Raw genomic sequence first — 22,482 nt, forward strand, 5'->3', positions numbered from 1 at the left:
ACCACGACCTGATCGTGATCGAGGACCTCAACGTGCGCGGCATGGTCCGTAACCGGTCCCTCGCGCGGGCGATCTCGGACTGTGGGTGGGGCGAGTTCCGTCGCCAACTGGAGTACAAAACCCGGCGGTGCGGGCGGCGCCTGGTCGTGATCGACCGCTGGCATCCAAGCTCGAAGACGTGCAGCGCGTGCGGGCACCTGCTCGCCACCCTCAGCCTGTCCACCCGGCACTGGACGTGCCCGGACTGCGGCACCCGGCACGACCGGGACGTCAACGCCGCCAAGAACATCCTGGCCGCTGGTCGAGCGGTGCCTGCCTGTGGAGCTGACGTGAGTCCGCAAGGGTCCTCCCTTCGGCGGTCGGCGGTGAAGCAGGAAACCTCACCCGTGAGGGCGGGAATCCCGGTCCATTAGGGCCGGGAGGAAGTCAAAGGATCGTCTGCCACCAGCCGTCCACCGGCGGCGGGTCGTCGACCGTGACGCGCTCGCCCGGCCGCGGCACCACGAGGCGTACGTCGCGGGCCTTGGCCTCCCGCCACAGCTGGTCGATCGGGTCGTTCCAGGCGTGCGGGGCGAGCGCGAACGTGCCCCAGTGCACCGGCAGCAGCACCCGGGCGCGCAGGTCGAGGTGGGTGAGGATCGCCTCCTCCGGCGTCATGTGGATGTCCGGCCAGCCCTTGCTGTAGGCGCCGATCTGGATCACCGACAGGTCGAAAGGCCCGTGCGCCTCGCCGATCGCCGCGTACCCGTCGAAGTAGCCGGAGTCGCCGGTGTAGAAGACCCGCCTGCGCTCGCCCGCGATGACCCACGAGGCCCAGAGGGTCTGGTCCCTGCGGAACCCGCGGCCGGAGAAGTGACGGCCCGGAGTCGCCACGAACCGGAGGCCGGACACCGTGGCCTCCTCGTTCCAGTCCAGCTCGATGATCCGGGACGCGGGCACCCGCCATCGCTCGAGATGGGCGCCGACCCCGAGCGGCACCAGGAACGGCGCGGACTGCGTGCGGGCCAGCAGGCGCACCGTGTCCATGTCGAGGTGGTCGTAGTGGTCGTGCGAGATGACGATCGCGTCGAGTTCGGGCAGCTCGTACAGCGGCACCGGCGGAGGGTGCAGACGACGCGGCCCGGTGAACGACGCAGGGGAGCAACGCTCGCTCCACACCGGATCGAGCAGCACCCGCCGCCCCTCGATCTCGATCAGCGCCGAGGAGTGGCCGTACCAGACGGCGTCGAGGTCGCCGCCTTGGGACGAGCCGGGAGTCATCAGGGGAACGGGCAGGCGGGGCTTGCGCTGCGTCCGGCGGAGGAACTCGCGGGCGACCTGCTGCCTGGTCCCCGGCGGGAGGACGGGACTGGGCGTCGTGTTACGGAACGCGCCGTCGCGGAACTGTCTGGAGCGCCGCACCCGCAGCGCCCGCTCGCCCGACGGCCGCGCCCCCAGCGCGGCGGGGACGTCCCGCACCGCCCACACCGCCGCCGCCAGGGCGGCCGCTCCCGCGAGGAGCCCCACGCGACGGCCCAGGTCACTACTTCTCAAACCACCGGTCTTCAACGGCAATCTCCTTGCTGAGTTCTGCCGATCAGACTAGGCAATCTCCGCGCCGGTCGCGCCGACGACGCCTTGCCTGTGTACAACCCTCCCTGGAGACTGCGTGGTGAATGAAAGCATGCAGACCGACCGGCCCGGCGCGGGCCAGGCGAGGCGGGGGACGATGAACACCGGCGGGGGGACGATGAACACCGGCCACAACGCGGACGACGGCCCGGCCGGCAACCGCGACGACCGTGATGACCGTGAGGACTCCGCCGGCTTCGGCGGCCGTGATGTTGCCGGTGACCGTGATGTTCTCGGCGAGTGGGGCGGCCGGGGCGACGGTGACGTCTTCGGCGACCGTGACGACCGTGATGGCGACGCGGCGTCCGGCCTGCTGCGGCTGTTCGAGGGGCACCGCCTGACGCCCGTGCAGCGCAGAATCGCCCACTGCCTCGCGCAGCACGCCGCGGACGCGCCGTTCCTGTCGAGCATCGAGGTGGCCGAACTGGCCGGGGTCAGCCAGCCGTCGGTGACCCGCTTCGCGATGGCGCTGGGCTACAGCGGATACCCCGGCCTCCGGCGCAGGTTCCGTGAGCTCGGCGTACGGTCCGGCCGGAACGGGGAGGACGCCGGGCCCGATGCCCGCGCCTCCGCGCACACGGCTGCCCACCGGCTCTCCGACGGCGGCGCGGCTGGGCGGGCCGCGGGCAGGGAGCAGGGGCCGGCGGGGACGCTTCAGGCCACGCCGGAGGACCCGCGTGGCCCGTCGTCGCGACCCGGCGCACCCCCGCGCCCCGCGGCTCAGGATTCCTCGTCTCTGGATTCCCCACCCCTGGATCTCTCGCCCGAGGATGCCGGGCACCCGGACCCCGATCACGGACCGGATCGGGCGACGGGACCGGGCGGCGAATACCGGCGGGCCGTGCTTGCGGAGATCGAGAACCTGCGCGCCCTCGCCCGGTCGCTGGACGACTCCGGGCCCGTCGCCGAGGCCGCCCGCCTGCTCGCCGCCTCGCGCCCGCTGCCGGTGCTGGGCCTGCGGGCCGCCGCGGCCCAGGCCGCCGGGTTCGCCTACTTCGCGGCGAAGATCCACCCCGACGTACGGCTCCTGCACGAGGGGGGGTCGCTCCTGGCCGACCGTATCGAGCAGGCGGCGGCGGCCGGGGCGACGGCCCTGCTGTGCTTCGCCCTGCCCCGCTACCCGGCCGAACTGGTGGACGCTCTGCGGGCCGCCCGCACGGCCGGACTGAGCGTCGTCACGGTCGCGGACCATCGGGTGCCGTCCCTCGCCGGCCTGTCGCACGTTCTGCTCACCGCCGCGGTGGGCACGCACCTGGTGTTCGACACGGCGTGCGCGCCGATGATGCTCGGCCGGGTGCTGCTCGAGGCGATGTGCGACGAACTGCCCGGGGCGCAGGCCCGTCTGGAGGCGTTCGAGGCGTCGGCCGCCGCCCGTGAGGTGTTCCTCATTGACTGAATCTATTCATTCACCCAGGATGGATGGGACTCGCTGAATGGGACCATGCGCCGCGGGCGCGGGTGGAAGGAGGACTCGTGGGTGACGACGGCGGCAGCGCCCCCAACGGCCGGGCTCCCCACGGGGCTCCCCACGGTCGGGCTTCCGGCGACCGGGCGCCGGTCCGGGCCCCGCGCGGCGGCACGCTGAACACGCGCGGCTGGCAGCAGGAGGCCGCCCTGCGCATGCTGATGAACAACCTCGACCCCGAGGTCGCCGAGCATCCGGAGCGGCTCGTCGTCTACGGCGGCAGCGGCAAGGCGGCCCGCGACTGGCCGTCGTACGACGCCATCGTGCGCGAGCTCACCACCCTGCGGGCCGACGAGACGCTGCTGGTGCAGTCGGGGCGGCCGGTCGGCGTGATGACCACCCACGAGTGGGCCCCCAGGGTGCTGATCGCCAACTCCAACCTCGTCGGCGACTGGGCGACGTGGCCCGAATTCCGGCGGCTGGAGCGGCTCGGACTCACGATGTACGGCCAGATGACGGCCGGTTCGTGGATCTACATCGGCACCCAGGGCATCCTGCAGGGGACGTACGAAACGTTCGCGGCGGTCGCGGCCAAGCGGTTCGGCGGCAGTCTCGCCGGGACGATCACCCTCACCGCCGGGCTCGGCGGCATGGGCGGCGCCCAGCCCCTCGCGGTCACGATGAACGGCGGCGTGGCGATCTGCGTCGACTGCGACCCGCGCAGCGTCGAGCGCCGCATCGGCCACCGCTACCTCGATGTGCGGGCCGAGAGCCTGGACGAGGCGCTGCGCCTGGCGTACGAGGCCAGGGACGCGCGCCGCCCGCTGTCCATCGGGGTCGTGGCCAACGCCGCCGAGGCCGTGCCCGCCCTGCTGGCCGGGGGCGCGGAGATCGACGTCGTGACCGACCAGACGAGCGCGCACGACCCGCTGGCGTACCTGCCGCTGGGCGTCGCGTTCGAGGACATGGCCGCGCTGGCGCGCAAGGACCCCGAGGGGTTCACCCGCCGGGCCCGAGAGTCGATGGCCAGGCACGTCGAGGCGATGGTCGGCTTCCAGGACGCGGGCGCGGAGGTGTTCGACTACGGCAACTCGATCAGGGGCGAGGCGAGCCTCGCCGGGTACGCGCGGGCGTTCGACTTCCCCGGGTTCGTGCCGGCCTACATCCGGCCGCTGTTCTGCGAGGGCAAGGGCCCGTTCCGGTGGGCGGCGCTGTCCGGCGACCCGGCCGACATCGCGACGACCGACCGCGCGATCCTCGATCTGTTCCCCGACAACGAGCCGCTGGCCCGGTGGATCAGGATGGCGGGGGAGCGGGTGCGGTTCCAGGGCCTGCCCGCGCGGATCTGCTGGCTGGGGTACGGCGAGCGCGACCGGGCCGGCGAGCGGTTCAACGACCTCGTGGCCTCGGGGGAGATCTTCGCGCCCATCGTGATCGGGCGCGACCACCTCGACTGCGGCTCGGTCGCCTCGCCCTACCGGGAGACCGAGGGCATGCTGGACGGCTCCGACGCGATCGCCGACTGGCCGCTGCTCAACGCCATGGTCAACGTCGCCTCCGGCGCGTCCTGGGTGTCGATCCACCACGGCGGCGGAGTCGGCATCGGCCGTTCCATCCACGCCGGACAGGTCACCGTCGCCGACGGCACGCCGCTCGCGGGAGAGAAGATCCGGCGGGTGCTGACCAACGACCCCGGCATGGGCGTCATCCGGCACGTGGACGCCGGATACGACCGGGCCGCCGAGGTCGCCGTGGAGCGCGGCGTACGGGTTCCGATGGCCGGGGCGGAGCCCGCCGGCCCCGACGCCGATGTCTGAGGGGACGGCGCGAGTCCTGCCGGAGGAGGTGGCGGACGGCTTCCGCCGCATGTGGCGCGACCTGCTCCCGGTGGGCCGGCACGACGCGACGGGCGGATACCGCAGGCACGCCTGGACGGCGGCGGACGCGGAGTGCCGGGCCTGGTTCGCCGAACAGGCCCGGAAGCGTGGCCTGGCGTACGAGACCGACCGCAACGGCAACCAGTGGGCCTGGCTGGGCGATCCCCGGGCCGGGAACGCCGTGGTGACCGGCTCCCACCTGGACTCGGTGCCCGACGGCGGCGCGTACGACGGCCCGCTGGGTGTGGTGGGGGCGTTCGCCGCGCTCGACGCGCTGCTGGCGCGCGGGCTCCGGCCGGAGCGGCCGCTGGCGGTGGTGAACTTCACCGAGGAGGAGGGCGCCAGGTTCGGCCTGGCCTGCCTGGGATCGCGGCTGATGACCGGCGCCGTCCGCCCAGAGACGGCGGGGGCGCTGCACGACGCGGACGGCGTCACCCTGGCGGCGGCGATGGAACGGGCGGGACGCGACCCGGGGGCCGCCGGGCGTGACGACGAGCGCCTCGCGCGGATCGGCGCGTTCGTGGAACTGCACGTGGAGCAGGGCCGCCACCTCGCCGCCACGCCGCACCCGGTCGGCGTCGCCTCCGCGATCTGGCCGCACGGCCGCTGGCGCTTCGACTTCCGGGGGGAGGCCAACCACGCCGGGACCACCCGGCTGGAGGACCGGCGCGATCCCATGCCGGCGTACGCGGCGGCGGTGCTGGCCGCCCGGGCGAACGCCGAGCGCCTCGGGGCCCTGGCCACCTTCGGCAGGATCAGGGTCGAGCCCAACGGCACCAACGCCATCGCGTCGCTGGTCAGCGCCTGGCTTGATTGCCGGGCGCCGGACGCCGCCCTGCTGGACACGCTCGTCGCGGAGACGGCCCGGGCGGCCGAGGGGGCCGAGGTGACCCGGGAGTCCTACACGGCGGTCGTGAACTTCGACGTGCCCCTGCGTGACCGCGTCGCGCGTGTCCTCGGTGGCGCGCCGGTGCTGCCCACGGGAGCGGGGCACGACGCGGGCATCCTCGCCGGCGAGGTTCCCGCGGCCATGCTGTTCGTACGCAACCCGACGGGCGTCTCGCACTCGCCGTACGAGTACGCCGAGGAGGCCGACTGCCTCGAAGGGGTCGCCGCCCTCGCCGCCGTTCTCGAGGACCTGCTCGCGACGGCCGCCGACGGCTCCGGCGCGGCTCACTGAGCGCGCAGGCGGTGGGGCTGGCCGGGCATGGGCCCTGCTCGCGACGACCTTCAAGGCCCCGAAGCAACAATCGGAATCCCAAGTCAGGTGGAATTCATTCCGGGGTTCGGCAAAGCCGCAATCGCGGAACTGTTCGAATGGGGCCGGATATCTCCATACTCCCGGGCCTATGAGCTTTTGATGGCAAAAAGGCTTATTGCGCCCTGATGGGTGACTGAGGCGTTTGCTGCCTCTAGCGTGAGAATCAGGGTCCAGATCCAAAGTTCGACGGATCGATTCGAGCTCCGTGAATTCGGACGTCGTCCGCTTTCTCGTCGCGGAGCCGAATGGGGGGATACCCATGTTCAAAGAAGCATTGGCTGCCGCCGTCATGACGGCTTCGGCCCTCGTCGTCCCTGTCACGATGCAGACGCAGCCCGCCAACGCCGCCGGCACGACCGAGCAGGTCATCCGGCCGTCGACCACGGGGGACTGCCCGGGAGGCAAATGCCGCGAGAGGCACCACCGTCACCACCGCCATCATCGCGAGCAAGAGCAACAGCAACAACAGCAGCAGCAACAACAGCAGCAGGGCCGCGGCGGTCAGCAACAGCAGCAGCAACAACAGCAACAGCACGGCCGTGGCGGTCAGCAGCAGCAACAGCAGCAGCAGCAGTGACCGAATGACCGTCCGCGCAGCGGTCCGGCCAGGTGCACGACTACATGACGCGCGGTAAGGCGCCGCCTTCGACGCCGAGCTGCCGGGCGTCGTGCCTGATCAACCCTGGGCCCCGCGTCCACTGCCTCGCGGGGCATGTTCCGCGCCGCACGCGGTCCCGGCGCACCGAAGGCGGGCGCCGGGTGCGTGCGGCCGACGGATCGGGGCGAGATGCGTCAGCGGGAGCGGCGGTCGCCGGAACCGGGATCGGCCAGACCGGCCCGGCGCAGGGCCTCGGCCATGGCCCCGCCCAGCGGCGCGCCGCCCGAGCCCCGGCCGTTGCCGCGGCCCGACCCGCCCCTGCCGTTCTGGTTCTGACCACCCTGGTTCTGGCGGGACGGGTTCTGGCGCTGCTGGCCCCGCCGGCCACCCTGCCGGTCCTCGCGGGCCTCGCCGTTCGGCCCGCCCCTGCGGCCGTTGCCCGCCGTCTCGTCCTCCAGGCGCAGCGTGAGGGAGATGCGCTTGCGCTGGAGGTCCACGTCGAGCACCTTGACGCGGACGATGTCGCCGGGCTTGACCACCTCGCGCGGGTCCTTCACGAACGAGTTGGACATCGCGGACACGTGGACCAGGCCGTCCTGGTGCACGCCGATGTCGACGAACGCCCCGAACGCGGCGACGTTGGTGACGACGCCCTCCAGGATCATGCCGGGCGACAGGTCGGACGGCTTCTCGACGCCCTCCTTGAACGTGGCGGTCTTGAATGCCGGGCGGGGGTCGCGGCCCGGCTTCTCCAATTCCTTGAGGATGTCGGTGACGGTCGGCAGGCCGAAGGTGTCGTCGACGAAGTCCGACGGCTTCAGCGAGCGGAGCGCCGAGGTGTTGCCGATCAGCGTGCGCAGGTCGCTCTTGGTGAAGTCGAGGATGCGGCGCACCACCGGGTAGGCCTCCGGGTGCACGCTGGAGGCGTCGAGCGGGTCGTCGCCGCCCGGGATGCGCAGGAAGCCCGCGCACTGCTCGAACGCCTTCGGGCCCAGCCGCGGCACCTCCTTCAGCCCGGTCCGCGAGCGGAACGGCCCGTTGGAGTCCCGGTGCGCGACGATGTTCTCCGCGAGTCCGGCGCTGATGCCGGAGACGCGGGTCAGCAGCGGGGCGGACGCGGTGTTGACGTCCACGCCCACCGCGTTCACGCAGTCCTCCACCACCGCGTCGAGCGAGCGCGACAGCTTCACCTCGGACACGTCGTGCTGGTACTGGCCGACGCCGATGGACTTGGGGTCGATCTTGACCAGCTCGGCCAGCGGGTCCTGCAGGCGCCGCGCGATCGACACCGCGCCGCGCAGCGAGACGTCCAGGCCGGGCAGCTCCTGCGAGGCGTAGGCCGACGCCGAGTACACCGAGGCCCCGGCCTCCGAAACCACGATCTTGGTGAGGTGCGGCATGTGCTTGACCAGCTCACCGGCGAGCTTGTCGGTCTCCCGCGACGCGGTGCCGTTGCCGATGGCGATCAGCTCCACCTTGTGCTCGGTCGCCAGCCGGGCCAGCACCGCGAGCGACTGGTCCCACTGCCGCTTGGGCTCGTGCGGGTAGATCGTCTCGGTGGCCACGACCTTGCCCGTGCCGTCCACGACCGCGACCTTCACACCGGTGCGCAGCCCCGGGTCGAGGCCCATGGTAGGCCTCGTCCCGGCGGGGGCGGCCAGCAGCAGGTCGCGCAGGTTGGCCGCGAAAACGCGCACGGCCTCCTCCTCGGCCGCCTGCCACAGCCGGGTGCGCAGATCGATGCCCAGGTGCACGAGGACGCGTGTCCGCCAGGCCCAGCGCACGGTGTCGAGCAGCCACTTGTCGGCCGGGCGGCCGAGGTCGGCGATGCCGAAGCGCCGGGCGATCCGCGCCTCGTAGTCGTTCGGCTCCTCGGCCTCCGGGTCGAGAGTGAGCGTGAGCACCTCCTCCTTCTCGCCCCGGAACATCGCGAGGATGCGGTGCGAGGGCAGCCGGGTGAAGGGCTCGGAGAAGTCGAAGTAGTCGGAGAACTTGGCCCCGGACTCCTGCTTGTCCTCCCGCACCTGGGAGATCAGACGCCCGCGGGACCACATCCGCTCCCGCAGGTCGCCGATGAGGTCGGCGTCCTCGGCGAAGCGCTCGACCAGGATGGCCCTGGCGCCCTCCAGCGCGGCGGCGGCGTCGGCCACGCCCTCGCGCACGTACCCCTCCGCGGTCGCCTGAGGGTCCAGCGACGGGTCGGCGAGCAGCGCGTCCGCCAGCGGCTCCAGCCCGAGCTCCCTGGCGATCTGCGCCTTCGTGCGGCGCTTGGGCTTGAAGGGCAGGTAGATGTCCTCCAGCCGGGCCTTGGAGTCGGCCTCCATGATCCGCGCTTCCAGGGCCTCGTCGAGCTTGCCCTGGGAGCGGATCGAGTCGAGGATGGCGGCCCGCCGCTCCTCCAGCTCGCGCAGGTAGCGCAGCCGCTCCTCCAGCGTGCGCAGCTGGGCGTCGTCGAGCGCGCCCGTGGCCTCCTTGCGGTAGCGGGCGATGAACGGCACCGTCGCCCCGCCGTCGAGCAGGTCGACGGCCGCGGTGACCTGGCTCTCGCGCACGCCGAGCTCTTCGGCGATCCGCTGCTGAATGGACGTCGTCACGATCCTGATCCGCCTTCTTCCGGGTCCGCCCTCTCCGGGGGCTCTCATTCTGCCGGATCCCCCGGGCCCCCTCGCCCCGCCTGTGGACAACCCCGTGCGGCGCCCCCGATGTCGGTCGCCACCGCTATCGTCTGTCCCGCCGCCCTCGAAGGGACGAGGGCCGACGAGGAGAGTGAGCCGAGGTGACGACGTCCACGCGGCGGGAGGCCGCGGACGACAGTACCGGGGGCGACGCGAGCGGGGGCGACAGAACCCGGAGCGGCGGGGCCGGGGCATTCCGGGCCTGGTTGCTCGAGGGCCTCCAGCGCGACCCGGGTGCGACGGGGCCGCACGCCGGCCAGCCGGGCACGCGCCACCCGTGGTGGCAGGTGATGTGCCTCACCGGTGTCGACTACTTCTCCACGCTCGGCTACCAGCCGGGCATCGCCGCCCTGGCCGCGGGGGCGCTGTCGCCGATCGCGACGGCGATGCTGGTGGCGCTCACGCTGTTCGGCGCCCTGCCCACCTACCGCGCGGTCGCGGCGCGCAGCCCGCACGGCATGGGGTCGATCGCCATGCTGGAGCGGCTGCTGCCGCACTGGTGGGGCAAGCTCCTGGTGCTCGTGCTGCTCGGCTTCGTCGCCACCGCGTTCGTCTTCACCATCACCCTGTCGGCGTCCGACGCGACCGCGCACCTGATCGAGAACCCGTTCTTCCCCGACGTCCTGTCGGGGCAGCGGGTGCCCATCACGCTGCTGCTGATCGCGGTCCTCGGGGTGATCTTCCTGCGCGGGTTCAGCGAGGCGATCGGGCTGGCTGTGGTCCTCGTGGGGGTCTACCTCGCGCTCAACACCGTGGTCGTGGTGGTGGCGCTGCGCGAGGTGGTCGGCCACCCGGACCTGCTGGCGGACTGGCGGGGCGCGCTGAGCGCCGACCACTCCGGCCCGCTCGCGATGATCGGCATGTCGCTGCTGGTGCTGCCCAAGCTGGCCCTCGGACTGTCGGGCTTCGAGACCGGTGTCGCGGTGATGCCGCAGATCAGGGGCGAACTCGACGAGCGCGTCCGCGGCGCCCGGCGCCTGCTCACCACCGCCGCGCTGGTCATGAGCGTCTTCCTGCTCGCCAGCAGCGTGGCGACCAGCGTGCTCATCCCGGCCGCCGAGTTCCGCGAGGGCGGCAGGGCCAACGGGCGTGCGCTGGCCTACCTGGCGCACCAGTATCTGGGCGACTGGTTCGGCAGCGCCTACGACCTGAGCACGATCGCCATCCTGTGGTTCGCCGGCGCCTCGGCGCTCACCGGCCTGCTCAACATCGTGCCGCGCTACCTGCCCCGATACGGCATGGCGCCCGACTGGGCCCGTGCCGTACGGCCCCTGGTGCTGGTCTTCACCGCGATCGCGTTCGGCATCACGATCCTGTTCCGGGCCGGGGTGGAGGCGCAGGGCGGCGCGTACGCGACGGGCGTGCTCGCGCTGATCCTCTCGGCGGCGGTGGCCGTCACGATCAACGCCGCCCAGGAGGGCAGGAAGGGCCCGGCCATCGCCTTCGGCGTGATCTCCGCCGTGCTCCTGTACGCGGCCGTGGAGAACATCAGAGAGCGGCCCGACGGCCTGAAGATCGCGCTGCTGTTCGTCGTCGCCATCGTCGTGACCTCGCTCATCTCCAGGGCGACCCGCTCGACCGAGCTGCGCGCCACCAAGGTCGAGCTCGACGAGACCGCCCGCGCGATCGTGCTGGGCGTGCGGGGGGAGCTGCGGCTGATCGCCAACGAGCCGGACGCGCGCGATCCGGCCGAGTACGCCGACAAGGACCGGGAGACGCGGGAGTACCACCACCTCCCGGAGGACGAGCCGATGATCTTCCTGGAGGTCACCCTCGGCGACGCCTCGGAGTTCGAGTCGGAGTTGCGCGTCGCGGGGGAGGAGCGGCACGGCTACCGGGTGCTCACCGTGCGGAGCCCCGCCGTGGCGAACACGATCGCGGCGATCCTGTTCCACCTGCGCGACCTCACGGGCAAACGGCCGCACGTTTACTTCCACTGGGCCGAGGGCAATCCGGTGGGGGCCCTGCTGCGTTACCTCGTCTTCGGCGGCGGGGACGTGCCGCCGCTGACTCGTGAGGTCATTCGCAAGGCCGAACCCGACCTCGCCCGGCGCCCCCAGGTCCACGTGAGCTGACAGCGGCGATCCGGCGCCGGGAGTGCCCGGCGCGTGCTCAGCGGGCGTGGAGCCGCTCGTACAGGCCGACGCCGGTCAGCAGCAGGAGCGTGAGGGTGAGCAGCGCGTGCGACGCGAACGGCGCGCCCCGGGCGGGCCTCTCGCCGGCCGGGGCCCGCAGCGCGGACCGGCCCAGCGTGATCTCCGGGTGGTGGGCCAGGTAGCCGGTGGGGAACGTGGTCACGGTCCCGCAGCCGCATCCGGGGCAGGTCGTCCCGGACCAGGGCGGCTCGACCGTCACATCGTCCCGGATCCACACCACGACGTCGATGCCCTGCTCGTCGCGCGCGCGGTGCACGACGTACTCCTCCTCCCAGACCCGCAGGCAGTGCAGGCACTCGAACGGCCACGTCTCCGTGCTGCTGGTTCCCTCCCGCACCGGTACCACCCCCGAATTCACGACCTCCGCCTACGAGTCTCAACACGGGGTGAAACCACTGCAAGTGGTGCCAAGGACACGATCGGTAATGATTGCCCAGCCGGGGTGAGTGCTTCTCGTGATCCGTCAGACCACTTCGAGCAGCTCGTCGACCAGGCCGAGCGCCAGCGTCTTGTAGCCCACGGAGTCGAACAGCACGGTGATCCGGTCCTGCTCGCGGCTCATCACGATCCCGTGCCCCCACTCGGCGTGCCGTACGTCCGCGTGCATGGGGAACCGCCCGTCGCCGGTCTCCGGCGGGGTCGCCGTCCCCGAGCGGCAGGTGTCGCAGTCGCCGCACGACCGCTCGTACGGCTCGCCGAAGTACTCCAGCAGGAAGCGGCGCCGGCAGCCGGTCGTCTCCGCGTAGCCGCGCATCATCTCCAGCCGGGAGTCCTCCATCCGGTGCCGGAGATCGTCGATCTCCACGGCGTGGGCGGCGGCCTCGTCCGGCGGCGGGCCGTCCGGGGCGTACCGCAGGGCGCCGCCGTGGGTGACCTCGACCGCGCCCGCCCGTTCCAGCAGGTTGACGTGCGAGGTCAGCCTGGCGGCCCCGACGTCGAGGAGCTCGCGCAGGTCGGCGGCGGCCACCTCGCCGCCGTGTTCGTGGACCAGCGTCGCGACGCGCCGCATCAGGGCCTCGTCCGCGCGGCCCGCGGTGAAGAACCTGCGCAGTCCCAGGTCCTCGGGCCGGTAGAACAGCACGGCGTCGGCCGGGTTGCCGTCCCGGCCCGCCCGGCCGATCTCCTGGTAGTACGCGTCGAGCGACTCGGGGGGCGCGGCGTGCAGCACGTAGCGCACGTCGTGCTTGTCGATGCCCATCCCGAAGGCCGAGGTCGCCACGACGGTGTCGAGGTCGTCGTCCTGGAACCGCTCGTGGATGCGGCGGCGTTCCTTCGCCTTCATCCCCGCGTGGTACGCCTCGGCCCTGCGGCCGCGCTCCTTCAGCAGTTCCGCGTACTCCTCGGCCTGGCGCCGCGTCGCCACGTAGATCAGCCCCACGCCGTCAAGCCCGGCGGCGTGGTCGGCCAGGGCCCTGCGCTTGTCGTCGTCGCTCGTGAACCGGTGGACTTCGAGGTGCAGGTTGGGCCGGTCGAATCCCCGTACGATCTGTTGCGCGCCGACCAGGCCGAGCGACTCGACGATCTCCTCGCGCACGGTCGGCGCGGCCGTGGCCGTCATCGCGATCACCGGAGGATGGCCCAGGCGCTCGATGACCTTGCCGAGCCGCAGGTACTCCGGCCGGAAGTCGTGGCCCCAGGCGGACACGCAGTGCGCCTCGTCCACGGCGATCAGCGAGGGCCGGGCCTGGGCCAGCCGCTCGACCACCTCGGGCTTGGCGAGCTGCTCCGGCGACAGGAACACGTACTCGGCGTCGCCCGCCGTGACCTGGTCGAGCCCCGCCTCGACCGAGCCGGCCGAGTTCACCGCCACCGCGCCCGCCGCCCCCGCCTTCAGCAGGCCCATGACCTGGTCGCGCTGCAGGGCGATGAGCGGAGAGACGACGACCGTCGGGCCCTCCAGGAGCAGTCCGGGCACCTGGTAGACGGCCGACTTCCCGCCGCCGGTCGGCATCACCAGCAGCACGTCGCGCCCCGCGAGCAGGAGTTCCATCGCCTCCTGCTGGCCCGGACGCAGCTGCTGCCAGCCGAACGCCTCCCTGGCCGTGGCCCGCAGGCGCCTGCCCCGGCGCCCGAAATGCCGGCCGAAGCGGCCTCCCGCCCAGCCCCTGGCCCAGCTTCCCGACCAGTCCCTCGACCAGCCGCCCCCCGTGCCGCCGAGCCTGTCACCGGGCCGTCCGCCGGACAGGCCCCCATACCTCTGCCTGACGCTCATTCCACCGCACCCCCTCGCCCGATCGGCCTGCAACTACCCGAGCGGAAAGGGCCGAACCGGAATAGCCTCAGGGACCCGGCGGCTTAGAGCCGGTATGAGAGCGATCGTGTATTCCGAGACCGGTGACAGCGGCGTCCTGCGCCTGACCGACCGGCCGGTGCCCGAGCCGGGGCCCGGCGAGGTACGGGTGCGCGTGGTGCGGTCGGGCGTCAACCCCACCGACTGGAAGGCGCGGCGCGGCGCGCTGCGCCATCCGGAGGCCGTGCCCAACCAGGACGGCGCAGGCGTCGTGGACGCGACCGGACCCGGCGTGACCGGGGTGGCCCCGGGAGACCGGGTGTGGCTCTGGGAGGCCGCCTGGGGACGGCCGGACGGCACCGCCCAGGAGTACGTCGTCCTGCCCGAGCGGCAGGTCGTCCCGTTGCCGGACGGCGCCTCTTTCGACCTCGGCGCGAGCCTCGGCATCCCCGCGCTGACCGCGCATCGCTGCCTGACCGTGCGCGAAGGCGGGCCGGACCGGCTCGCCCCCGGCGCACTCGACGGCAGGACCGTCCTCGTCGCGGGCGGCGCCGGGGCCGTGGGCAACGCCGCGATCCAGTTGGCCCGCTGGGCCGGGGCGACCGTGGTGACCACGGTCAGCGGGCCGGAGAAGGCGGCGCTGGCCCGGGCCGCGGGGGCGCACCACGTGATCAACTACCGCATCGGGGATCCGGCGGCGGAGATCCGCGCCGTGGCCCCGGAGGGCGCCGACATCGTGGTGGAGGTCGCGCCGGCGCCGAACGCCGCCCTCGACGCGGCGGTCACCGCGCCGCAGGGAGTCGTCGCGGTGTATTCGACCGACGGGGGGAACGACGTCACGCTGTCGGTGTGGGAGCTGTTCACCCGCAACATCCGCTACCAGTTCGTGCTCGTCTACACGGTTCCCGAGGCCGCCAAGGACGCCGCGGTGGCGGATGTCCGCGCGGCGGTCGAGGCGGGGGCGCTGCGGGCGGGGGAGGAGGCCGGGCTGCCCCTCCACCACTTCCCGCTGGAGCGTACGGCCGACGCCCACGACGCGGTCCAGTCGGGCGTGGTCGGCAAGGTGCTCGTGGACGTCGCGCCGGAGTGAGCCCCAGGTGAGTCCGGGGGCCGGGAGGGGCCATGGATCTTTTCCGCGCGGGCGGTAGCGTCGGGGGCATGCGACTCGGAGTCCTGGACGTCGGTTCCAACACGGTGCACCTGCTGGTGATGGACGCGCATCAGGGTGCCCGGCCTCTGCCCGCGTTCTCCCACAAGGAGGAGCTGCGGCTGGCCGAGCATCTCGTCGACGGCGACAGGCTCAGCGAGGAGGGCGCGGCGCGGCTCGGGGCCTTCGTCCGCGAGGCGGCCCGCATCGCCGAGGACAAGGGCGTGGAGGACCTGGTCGCGTTCGCCACCTCGGCGGTCCGTGACGCGGTCAACGGCGAGGACGTGCTGGCCCAGATCAAGGCCGACACCCGGGTGGACATCCAGGTGCTGTCGGGGGACGACGAGGCCAGGCTGACGTTCCTGGCCGTACGCCGCTGGTTCGGCTGGTCCTCCGGGCGGCTGCTGGTGACCGACATCGGGGGCGGCTCGCTGGAGATCGCCTCCGGCATCGACGAGGAGCCCGACGTCGCCGTCTCCCTCCCGCTCGGCGCGGGGCGGCTCACCCGCGACTGGTTCACCGCCGACCCGCCCGATCCCGAGGAGGTGCGCGCGCTGCGACGGTACGTACGCACCGAGATCGCGCGGACGGTCGGGGCGGTCGCCAGGTACGGCAGGCCGGACCACGCGGTCGCCACGTCCAAGACCTTCCGCCAGCTCGCGCGCATCGCGGGGGCGGCGTCGTCCGGCGAGGGCCCGTACGTCAAGCGGACGCTGACGCACGAGGACCTGGTCGAGTGGACGGCCCGGCTGGCCACGATGCCGGCGGCCCGGCGGGCGGAGCTCCCCGGCGTGTCCGCGGGGCGGGCCGCGCAGCTTCTCGCCGGCGCGGTCGTCGCGGACGCCGCGATGGACCTGTTCGAGCTGCCGGTGCTGGAGATCTGCCCGTGGGCGCTGCGGGAGGGCGTGATCCTGCGCAGGCTAGACGGCCTGCCCATGGGTGGGCCCCCGCTGGCCGATCAGTAAGGTATGAAGGTCATCCAAACGGGGCAGGCACCAATAACCGGCAAATTTCGTTCCTCTACGTGGCGGGTGATGTTCCACCGGCCACCGGAGTGCCGTAATCGGGGTCGACCTCTGGAGGAATCTCAATGGTGGAGCTGCTGGGAGCCGTGGTCTCCCTGGCGGCGGTGGCGGTGCTGGTGCTCGGAGCCGTGGTGGTGATCGCGATCGTGACCCTGGTCTGGCTGGGCGCGATGGCGGTGAGCACCGGGCGCGAGTCCTACGGGCGGGCGGCACCCGTCCCGGCGGGCACGGGCACGGACGGGCGCGCGCGGAACTCCCTGGCCGCGAAGGCCGGGGAGACCGATGCGCCCGCCGGCGGATCCGGCAAGGCACCCGCGAGCGGGTCCGGCAAGGCACCCGCGAGCGGGCTCGTGAACGGGTCCGGCAAGGCACCCGTGAAGGGGTCCGGGAAAGCGCCCGTCAACGCGTCCGGCAACGGGCACGTGAACGGGCGACCCCCGGGCAGGGGCGCGGACCGGCAGGTCCGGGCCGTCGCCGCCTCCGCACGTCGCTAGCGAGGCCCACACCGGCGTCAGCGTCCCCGTCAGGTCTTCCCTGGCGGGGACGCCGTCGTTCCGGGCGCTTCGCTGCCGGACGGCGCCGCCGTCAGCGGCTCTCCCTGCTCTGACCGGACAGCGTCTTGACCAGCTCGGTGAGGCGGGCGACCTGAGTCTCCAGCCCGCGTACGCGTGCCTCGAGCTCGGACAGGGTGGGGGCCTGGTAGCCGTCGGCGATCTGCCTGCTCATCGTTCCTCCCGAGCGGGACCGGCCGGGGGAGACCGGTGTAGGGGTGCAGGGCATGAGGGTCGTGCGGGTCCTGAATCCCTATTCCCCGAATATGTGATTTGGCACCTCTTCTCTGCGGGGAAGATGGAACGGTGAAGGTCGTCGTGCTCGCGGACACCCACGCTCCCCGGCGCTGGAAGTCCTGCCCGCCCGCGGTCGCCGGGCACCTGCGGGGGGCGGACCTGATCCTGCACGCCGGTGACGTCTGCACCGCGGACGTCCTGGTGGAGCTGTCCGCGTACGCTCCGGTCCACGCGGTGCTCGGCAACAACGACGGCCCGGACGTCGCGGCCTGGGGCGCGCCCGAGACGCTCGAACTCGACCTCGGCGGGCTCAGGGTGGCGATGATCCACGACAGCGGCCAGGCCACCGGGCGGACCGCGCGGATGCGGCGCCGCTTCCCCGAGGCCGATCTGGTCGTCTTCGGCCACTCGCACATCCCCATGGACCTGACCGGCGACGGGGTGCGGGTGTTCAACCCCGGCTCGCCCACCGACCGCCGCCGCCAGCCGCACGGCACCATCGGAATCCTCGAGGTCGAGGGCGGCGTGCTGCGGCGGGCCGAGATCGTCCCCGTCACCTGACCTGCCTAAGGGCCCTACGGCGGGGCATGGGGCCGTTATGAGAGAGAACAGACCACAGCCCGACCCGCGTTCGCGGTTCGAGGACGAAGGCATTCCGGACCTGCAGGAGGGCACGCCCGAGCAGCAGTGGGCCGAGGACCCGCAGGAGATGCCGCTGCCCGGCGACCGGCCTCTGGGCCTCGACGAGTACGGCACCACGCCCAACGAGATGCGCGAGGGCGAGTCCCTCGGCCGCCGCCTGTCCCGTGAGGTCCCCGACGTGGACGTCCGGTTCGGCACGGAGCCCGGCACGGCGGGTGGCCGTCGCGAGGAGAAGGCCGCCGAGGCCGACGTCCTCGGTGAGAGCGGCGACCAGCCGTACGAGAGGTACGACACCGGCACCGGCGACGAGGCCGGCGGCTACGGGTCCGGCGATCCGGCCGATTACGCGACCGCCGACCCGGCCCAGCCCGGCAGGTACGGCACCGCGGAGCCCGGCAGGGCCGGCCGGCTCGTCGATCCGGACGGCGGCATGGGCATGGACACCGAGAAGGACCTGATCGCCGAGGACGTGGGGCCGGATTTCGGCGGCTACACGGCGGAGGAGCAGGCGATGCGCGTGGAGGACGAGACGCCGTAGGACGAGACGCCGGCAGGGGGAGACGGCGGCGGCCGTGCGACCGGGCCGCCGCCGCGCGGCGTGAGGGGCCGGGAAGGAGCCGCGAGAGGCTCTCGCATTCGTTACGCTGCCTCGATGGCGGGAGTTGAGGAGCCGCGGCACGAATGGCGGGTGCCGCGCGGGATCGTTGCGCTGAAGGTCGCCGGCACGGTGCTGTGCGGTGTGCTGGCCGTCGCGGGCGACGGCGCGCAGCTCTTCCTCGCCGGCGTCGCCACCCTGGGGTTCGGCCTGCTGACCGGCCGCGACCTGGTCGCGCCGGTGCGGCTCGCGGCGGGCGAGGACGGTCTGGTCGTTACCGGGCTCTCCGGCCGGGAACGCATCTCCTGGAACGACGTGGACCGTATCCGGGTGGACTCCCACCGCCGCTACGGCCTGACGACCGAGCTGCTGGAGATCGACGCCGGCGAGCAGATCCACCTGTTCAGCCGTTTCGACCTCGGCGAGCCGGTCGTCGACGTGGCCGAGACGCTCATGCGGATGCGCCCCTGATCCGTGCGCGCGTCGCGGTTCGGGAACGGTGCAAGCCGATCGCAAGCGCGGGGCCCTAAGGTCCGAGCGTGTCACAAACCGCTCTCATCACACTGATCCTCTCGGGTCTCGGGCTCGTCTTCGGCCTCATCGGCGGCGGCATCACCATGAACGCCCGGGAGTTCCGCCGCCGGGCGCAGCGCACCCGCGGCCTGGTCGTCGGACTGCGGGCGAGCCGGTCCGACGACGGCACCTCGTACTACCCGACCATTCGCTTCACCACCCTGTACGGCCAGCAGGTCGAGGCCGAGACCACCTACGGGAGCAACCCGCCGCCCGCGCGGCCGGGTGAGGAGGTCACGGTGCTGTACGACCCGGCCAGGCCGACACGGATCCGCATCGACAGCGCGGCCGGGAGCGGCACGCTCCTCGGCGGCATCTTCCTCGCGGTCGGCATCGTCCTGTTCACCGCGGGGGCGGGGGTGGCGTTGGCCCAGACGTTCTGAGCCCAGGCGTTCCGTCCCCGCCCCTCCGGCGCATGGGTCATCCGGTCGTGCAGGCCGTCCCGTTCAGGGTGAACGCGGTGGGGGCGGCGTTGGCGCCGCTGTAGGACCCCTGGAAGCCGAAGTTCGCCGTGCCGCCGCTCGCGCCGATGGTTCCGTTCCAGGTGGTGTTGGACGCGGTGACCTGCTGGCCCGACTGCGTGATCGTCGAGTTCCAGTAGCCGGTGACCTTCTGGTTGCCGGCGTAGGTCCACTGGAGCCGCCAGCCGTTGACCGGGCTCGACGACCTGTTGGTGATCGTCACGTCGGCGGTGAACCCGCTGCCCCAGTCGTTCACCTTGTACGTCACCACGCATCCCCCGGAGGACGGCGACGGCGAGGGCGACGAGCTGGCGCTCGGCGAGGGGCTGGGGGACGGAGAGACCGACGGAGACGGGGAAGGGGAAGGGGACGGCGAGGGCGAAGGGGAGGGCGACGGGCTGGAGCCCGTGTAGGTCAGCCCGAAGCCGTACTCGAACAGCGCCTGCTTGCCGTCCCCGGCGTTGATCGGCTGCTGGTCGGCGCTGCGCATCCAGGTCATCGGCAGCTTCGCGGTGGGCGCGTAGTCGCCGAACAGCACGTCGGCCACGCCGCGCCCCTCGGTGCCCGGCAGCCAGGCCGCCACCAGCGCGTTCCACTGGTCGATCTGGCCGGCGATGTCCAGCGGCCGGCCGGAGACGAGCACCACGACCAGCGGCACGCCGGACGCCTTGAGCCGCTGCAGCGTGGCCAGGTCGGTGGAGTCGAGGCCCATCGACCCGGTCCGGTCGCCCTGGCCCTCCGCGTACGGCGTCTCGCCCACGACGGCGATCGCCGCGCGGTAGGAGGAGTCGATGCCGCTGCCGTCGCGGTTGTAGGTGACCTGCGTGCCGGAGCCGACAGTGTCGCGGATGCCCTGCAGGATCGTGGTCCCCTGCGTGATGTTCCCGGACGAGCCCTGCCAGCTGATCGTCCAGCCGCCGCTCTGGTTGCCGATGTCGTCGGCGCTCTTGCCGGCCACGAAGATCTTGCCGCCGCTCTTGCCGAGCGGGAGCACGTTGCCCGCGTTCTTCAGCAGGACCAGCGACTTGCGCACGGCCTCGCGGGCGATGGCGCGGTGCGCCGCGCCGCCCACGGTGGACGTGTAGGACCGGTCGGTCAGCGGCCTCTCGAACAGCCCCAGCTCGAACTTCTTGGCCAGGATGCGCCGGTTGGCGTCGTCGATCCGCGACATCGCGATGCGCCCGGCCTGCACCTCCTGCTTGAGCAGCGAGATGAACTTCTTGTAGTCGGTCGGCACCATCACCATGTCGACGCCCGCATTGATCGCCGTGGTGATCTCGTTCGCGGTGAAGCCGGTCTGGCCGTCGAGCTGGTCGATGCCCGCCCAGTCGGTGACCACGAAGCCGGTGAAGCCCAGCTCGCCCTTCAGCACGTCGGTGAGCAGGTACTTGTTGCCATGCATCTTGACGCCGTTCCAGGAGCTGTAGGACACCATGACGGAGCCCACGCCGCGCTGCACGGCGGCCTTGAACGGCGCGAGGTGGATGGCCCGCAGGTCGGCCTCGCTGAGTTCGGTGTTGCCCTGGTCCTTGCCGCCCGTGGTGCCGCCGTCGCCCACGTAGTGCTTGGCGGTGGCGAGGATGGAGGCGTTCCCGGCCTTCTGGAAGCCGTCCACGATCGTCGTCATCTGGGTGACGAGCTGCGGGTCCTCGCTGAAGGACTCGTACGTGCGGCCCCAGCGGTCGTTGCGGGCCACGCACAGGCAGGGGGCGAAGGTCCAGTCGATCCCGGTGCCCGACACCTCCTCGGCCGCCGCCCGCCCGACCCGCTCCACCAGGTCGGGGTCGCGGGTCGCCCCCAGTCCGATGTTGTGCGGGAAGATCGTTGCGCCGACGACGTTGTTGTTCCCGTGCACGGCGTCGATCCCGTAGATCATCGGAATGCCGAGCGGGGTGGACAGCGCCTGCCGCTGGAAGTTGTCGTACATGTCGGCCCAGGACGACGGGGTGTTCGGGGAGGGCGCCGAGCCGCCGCCGGACAGGATCGACCCCAGCCGGTACGTCGCCACGTCGGAGACCGTCGTCAGGACCGACCGGTCGGCCTGGGTCATCTGCCCGACCTTGTCGTCCAGCGACATCCTGGACAGCAGGTCGTCCACCCGCGCCGCCACCGGAAGGCTCGGATCCTTGTAGGGGGCGTCGGCCGCCCGCGCGACCCCGCGGTCGGCGGTGAAGACGGCGCCCAGCGCCACGGTGAGCAGCGCCACGAGCGTGGTGACCCAGACGGGTCTCAGCCGGGATGTCATCAGGTCCTCCTCGATGTTCCCGCCGACCGTAGGAATCGCCGGAATTCGGGTCAAACGATGTGACTCCCGGACACTCGCCACCAGCCGCGCACCACGAAACTTTCACGCTCGGCTCGATCACGGGTTCGGCAGCACGGTTCGGCAGCACGGTTCGGCTCAGGGCGGATCCGCTCCGGGCGAAGACCGCGCCGAGGGCCGCTCCGGTGGTTCTAGCGTCGCGGCATGGATGTCGTCGAACTTCTGCCCAGCCTGTATTTCCTGCGGTTTCCCGTCGGGCACGTCTACGTGTGGTGCGACGCCGATGGGCTCACACTGATCGACTCCGGGGTTCCCGGCTCCGCGCCGCTCATCGAGAGCGCCGTCCGTTCGCTCGGGCACACGCCGTCCGACGTACGGCGCCTGGTGCTGACGCACTTCCACGAGGACCACACCGGCTCGGCCGCCGACATCGTCTCCTGGGGCGACGTCACCGTGTACGCCCACCGCGACGACGCGCCCTTCATCCGGGGCGAGGCGGCCGGGCCCCCGCCGGTCCTTTCCGATTGGGAGCGGGAGCTGTGGGACCGGGTCCACGCGGGCATGCCGCACGTGCCCGCGCCGCCCGTACGCGTGGACCGCGAGCTGGGCGACGGCGACACGCTGGACTTCGGCGGCGGGGCGCGGGTGCTGGCCGTGCCCGGTCACACCCCCGGCAGCCTCGCGGTGCACCTGCCCGGGCCGGGCGTGCTGTTCACCGGCGACACCATCGCCCGCGCTCCCGACGGGCAGGTCATCCTCGGCGTGTTCAACGCCGACCCGCCCGCGGCCGCCGCCTCGTTCGCGCGGCAGGCGGCCCTCGACGTCGAGATCGCCTGTTTCGGTCACGGGGAGCCCGTCACCGAGGGCGCGTCCGGGCTCATCAGGGACGCCGCGGCCCGTTTCACCGGATGAAGCCGGCCAGCTCCTCGGCGAACTCGATCTGGGGCTCGGCGACGAGCAGCTCTCCGAACCGGGCCACGAAACCCGAGACGTACGGCATCGCGAAGCCTCGCGCGCGGCCTCGTCCGATCGCCTCCACCTCGCCCGCGTGTTCGGGCCTGGCCCGCAGGATCGCCACGCACACCGACACCGTCCGGTCTCCTCCCGGGCAGGACCTCTGAGTCGCAGATCATGATCAGCGTACGGCGCGGCGCGCCGAAGCGGTACCGGAGCGG

The 22,482-nt window shown here is 72.4% G+C and carries 22 protein-coding genes and 1 pseudogene; 14 read left to right on the plus strand and 9 right to left on the minus strand.

Translation table 11 applies throughout. From position 1 onward, the window contains the following. A partial coding sequence (locus tag B1L11_RS37125) for an RNA-guided endonuclease TnpB family protein (RefSeq protein ID WP_143737819.1) occupies nucleotides 1-413 on the plus strand: 413 nt, incomplete at its 5' end. A 13-nt stretch (nucleotides 414-426) separates the two neighbouring features. Here the strand turns inward: B1L11_RS37125 and B1L11_RS37130 are convergent. After that, a complete protein-coding gene (locus B1L11_RS37130) occupies nucleotides 427-1,548 on the minus strand; it encodes an MBL fold metallo-hydrolase (RefSeq protein WP_256863214.1) in 1,122 nt (373 codons plus the stop codon). Between the two features lie 100 nt (nucleotides 1,549-1,648). Here B1L11_RS37130 and B1L11_RS52880 point away from each other — a divergent pair, with 100 nt between their 5' ends. From B1L11_RS52880 to B1L11_RS37145, 3 genes are all read left to right on the plus strand, one after another. Beyond that, complete coding sequence (locus B1L11_RS52880; RefSeq protein WP_256863215.1) at nucleotides 1,649-3,007, plus strand: MurR/RpiR family transcriptional regulator; 1,359 nt, start codon at nucleotides 1,649-1,651, stop codon at nucleotides 3,005-3,007. Nucleotides 3,008-3,084: 77 nt separating this feature from the next. Then, nucleotides 3,085-4,833 (plus strand): urocanate hydratase, encoded by a 1,749-nt coding sequence (gene hutU, locus B1L11_RS37140; protein WP_256863216.1) that lies wholly within the window; start codon nucleotides 3,085-3,087, stop codon nucleotides 4,831-4,833. Next, nucleotides 4,826-6,073 carry an allantoate amidohydrolase gene (locus B1L11_RS37145; RefSeq protein ID WP_256863217.1) on the plus strand — a complete coding sequence of 416 codons (1,248 nt, stop codon included), beginning with the start codon at nucleotides 4,826-4,828 and terminating at the stop codon, nucleotides 6,071-6,073. The genes hutU and B1L11_RS37145 overlap by 8 nt, the downstream gene beginning before the upstream one ends. Nucleotides 6,074-6,317: 244 nt before the next feature. Here the strand turns inward: B1L11_RS37145 and B1L11_RS47450 are convergent, their stop codons facing one another. Together B1L11_RS47450 and B1L11_RS37155 are read right to left on the minus strand one after the other, a co-directional pair. Next, complete coding sequence (locus B1L11_RS47450) at nucleotides 6,318-6,713, minus strand: hypothetical protein (protein ID WP_079319948.1); 396 nt, start codon at nucleotides 6,711-6,713, stop codon at nucleotides 6,318-6,320. Between the two features lie 233 nt (nucleotides 6,714-6,946). Continuing rightward, nucleotides 6,947-9,346, minus strand: a complete 2,400-nt coding sequence (locus B1L11_RS37155; RefSeq protein ID WP_256863218.1) for a Tex family protein — start codon at nucleotides 9,344-9,346, stop codon at nucleotides 6,947-6,949. Nucleotides 9,347-9,528: 182 nt separating this feature from the next. Between B1L11_RS37155 and B1L11_RS37160 the strand changes: the two genes are divergently transcribed. Beyond that, nucleotides 9,529-11,502, plus strand: a complete 1,974-nt coding sequence (locus B1L11_RS37160) for an amino acid transporter (protein WP_218671540.1) — start codon at nucleotides 9,529-9,531, stop codon at nucleotides 11,500-11,502. A 37-nt stretch (nucleotides 11,503-11,539) separates the two neighbouring features. Here B1L11_RS37160 and B1L11_RS37165 read toward each other — a convergent pair whose 3' ends face one another. Next, nucleotides 11,540-11,920, minus strand: a complete 381-nt coding sequence (locus B1L11_RS37165; protein ID WP_143737821.1) for a hypothetical protein — start codon at nucleotides 11,918-11,920, stop codon at nucleotides 11,540-11,542. Nucleotides 11,921-12,046: 126 nt separating this feature from the next. Beyond that, nucleotides 12,047-13,795 (minus strand): ATP-dependent DNA helicase RecQ, encoded by a 1,749-nt coding sequence (locus B1L11_RS37170; RefSeq protein WP_079319951.1) that lies wholly within the window; start codon nucleotides 13,793-13,795, stop codon nucleotides 12,047-12,049. A gap of 106 nt (nucleotides 13,796-13,901) precedes the next feature. On the opposite strand from B1L11_RS37170, the gene B1L11_RS37175 reads away from it, so the two are divergent. From B1L11_RS37175 to B1L11_RS46060, 3 genes are all read left to right on the plus strand, one after another. Further along, nucleotides 13,902-14,903: an NADPH:quinone reductase gene (locus tag B1L11_RS37175; RefSeq protein ID WP_256863219.1), complete on the plus strand. Its 1,002-nt coding sequence runs from the start codon at nucleotides 13,902-13,904 to the stop codon at nucleotides 14,901-14,903. Nucleotides 14,904-14,971: 68 nt separating this feature from the next. After that, entirely contained in the window at nucleotides 14,972-15,925 is a 954-nt protein-coding gene (locus B1L11_RS37180; protein ID WP_079319953.1) for a Ppx/GppA phosphatase family protein, read from the plus strand. A 125-nt stretch (nucleotides 15,926-16,050) separates the two neighbouring features. Further along, nucleotides 16,051-16,479: a hypothetical protein gene (locus B1L11_RS46060; RefSeq protein WP_143737822.1), complete on the plus strand. Its 429-nt coding sequence runs from the start codon at nucleotides 16,051-16,053 to the stop codon at nucleotides 16,477-16,479. Between the two features lie 91 nt (nucleotides 16,480-16,570). Here the strand turns inward: B1L11_RS46060 and B1L11_RS47455 are convergent, their stop codons facing one another. Next, on the minus strand, nucleotides 16,571-16,711 hold the full coding sequence (locus B1L11_RS47455; protein ID WP_156080805.1) for a hypothetical protein: 141 nt from the start codon (nucleotides 16,709-16,711) through the stop codon (nucleotides 16,571-16,573). A gap of 131 nt (nucleotides 16,712-16,842) precedes the next feature. Here B1L11_RS47455 and B1L11_RS37190 point away from each other — a divergent pair, with 131 nt between their 5' ends. The 4 genes from B1L11_RS37190 (at nucleotide 16,843) to B1L11_RS37205 (ending at nucleotide 18,966) form a co-directional block, all read left to right on the plus strand. Beyond that, a complete protein-coding gene (locus B1L11_RS37190) occupies nucleotides 16,843-17,334 on the plus strand; it encodes a metallophosphoesterase family protein (RefSeq protein ID WP_079319955.1) in 492 nt (163 codons plus the stop codon). 37 nt (nucleotides 17,335-17,371) lie between these two features. Continuing rightward, entirely contained in the window at nucleotides 17,372-17,953 is a 582-nt protein-coding gene (locus B1L11_RS37195; protein WP_079319956.1) for a DUF5709 domain-containing protein, read from the plus strand. Nucleotides 17,954-18,067: 114 nt separating this feature from the next. Then, the gene (locus B1L11_RS37200; RefSeq protein ID WP_079319957.1) at nucleotides 18,068-18,481 is read left to right on the plus strand and encodes a PH domain-containing protein; all 414 of its coding nucleotides are present in this window, start codon (nucleotides 18,068-18,070) and stop codon (nucleotides 18,479-18,481) included. 68 nt (nucleotides 18,482-18,549) lie between these two features. Beyond that, nucleotides 18,550-18,966 carry a DUF3592 domain-containing protein gene (locus B1L11_RS37205; protein ID WP_079319958.1) on the plus strand — a complete coding sequence of 139 codons (417 nt, stop codon included), beginning with the start codon at nucleotides 18,550-18,552 and terminating at the stop codon, nucleotides 18,964-18,966. 37 nt (nucleotides 18,967-19,003) lie between these two features. Here B1L11_RS37205 and B1L11_RS55495 read toward each other — a convergent pair whose 3' ends face one another. Further along, a complete protein-coding gene (locus B1L11_RS55495) occupies nucleotides 19,004-19,315 on the minus strand; it encodes a cellulose binding domain-containing protein (RefSeq protein WP_372974762.1) in 312 nt (103 codons plus the stop codon). On the opposite strand from B1L11_RS55495, the gene B1L11_RS55500 reads away from it, so the two are divergent. Then, a complete protein-coding gene (locus B1L11_RS55500) occupies nucleotides 19,275-19,457 on the plus strand; it encodes a hypothetical protein (RefSeq protein ID WP_372974763.1) in 183 nt (60 codons plus the stop codon). The genes B1L11_RS55495 and B1L11_RS55500 overlap by 41 nt on opposite strands. A gap of 8 nt (nucleotides 19,458-19,465) precedes the next feature. Here B1L11_RS55500 and B1L11_RS37210 read toward each other — a convergent pair. Beyond that, nucleotides 19,466-21,289 (minus strand): annotated as a pseudogene (locus B1L11_RS37210) (glycoside hydrolase family 3 protein); the annotation flags it as partial. A gap of 222 nt (nucleotides 21,290-21,511) precedes the next feature. Here B1L11_RS37210 and B1L11_RS37215 point away from each other — a divergent pair. Then, a complete protein-coding gene (locus tag B1L11_RS37215; RefSeq protein WP_079319960.1) occupies nucleotides 21,512-22,219 on the plus strand; it encodes an MBL fold metallo-hydrolase in 708 nt (235 codons plus the stop codon). Here the strand turns inward: B1L11_RS37215 and B1L11_RS37220 are convergent. Beyond that, the gene (locus tag B1L11_RS37220; RefSeq protein WP_079319961.1) at nucleotides 22,209-22,397 is read right to left on the minus strand and encodes a hypothetical protein; all 189 of its coding nucleotides are present in this window, start codon (nucleotides 22,395-22,397) and stop codon (nucleotides 22,209-22,211) included. The two genes, B1L11_RS37215 and B1L11_RS37220, sit on opposite strands and share 11 nt — an antisense overlap. Between the last annotated feature and the right edge of the window lie 85 nt (nucleotides 22,398-22,482).

This window comes from Microbispora sp. GKU 823 (genome assembly GCF_002027145.1).
In the GTDB taxonomy this organism is placed as follows: Bacteria; Actinomycetota; Actinomycetes; order Streptosporangiales; family Streptosporangiaceae; genus Microbispora; species Microbispora siamensis.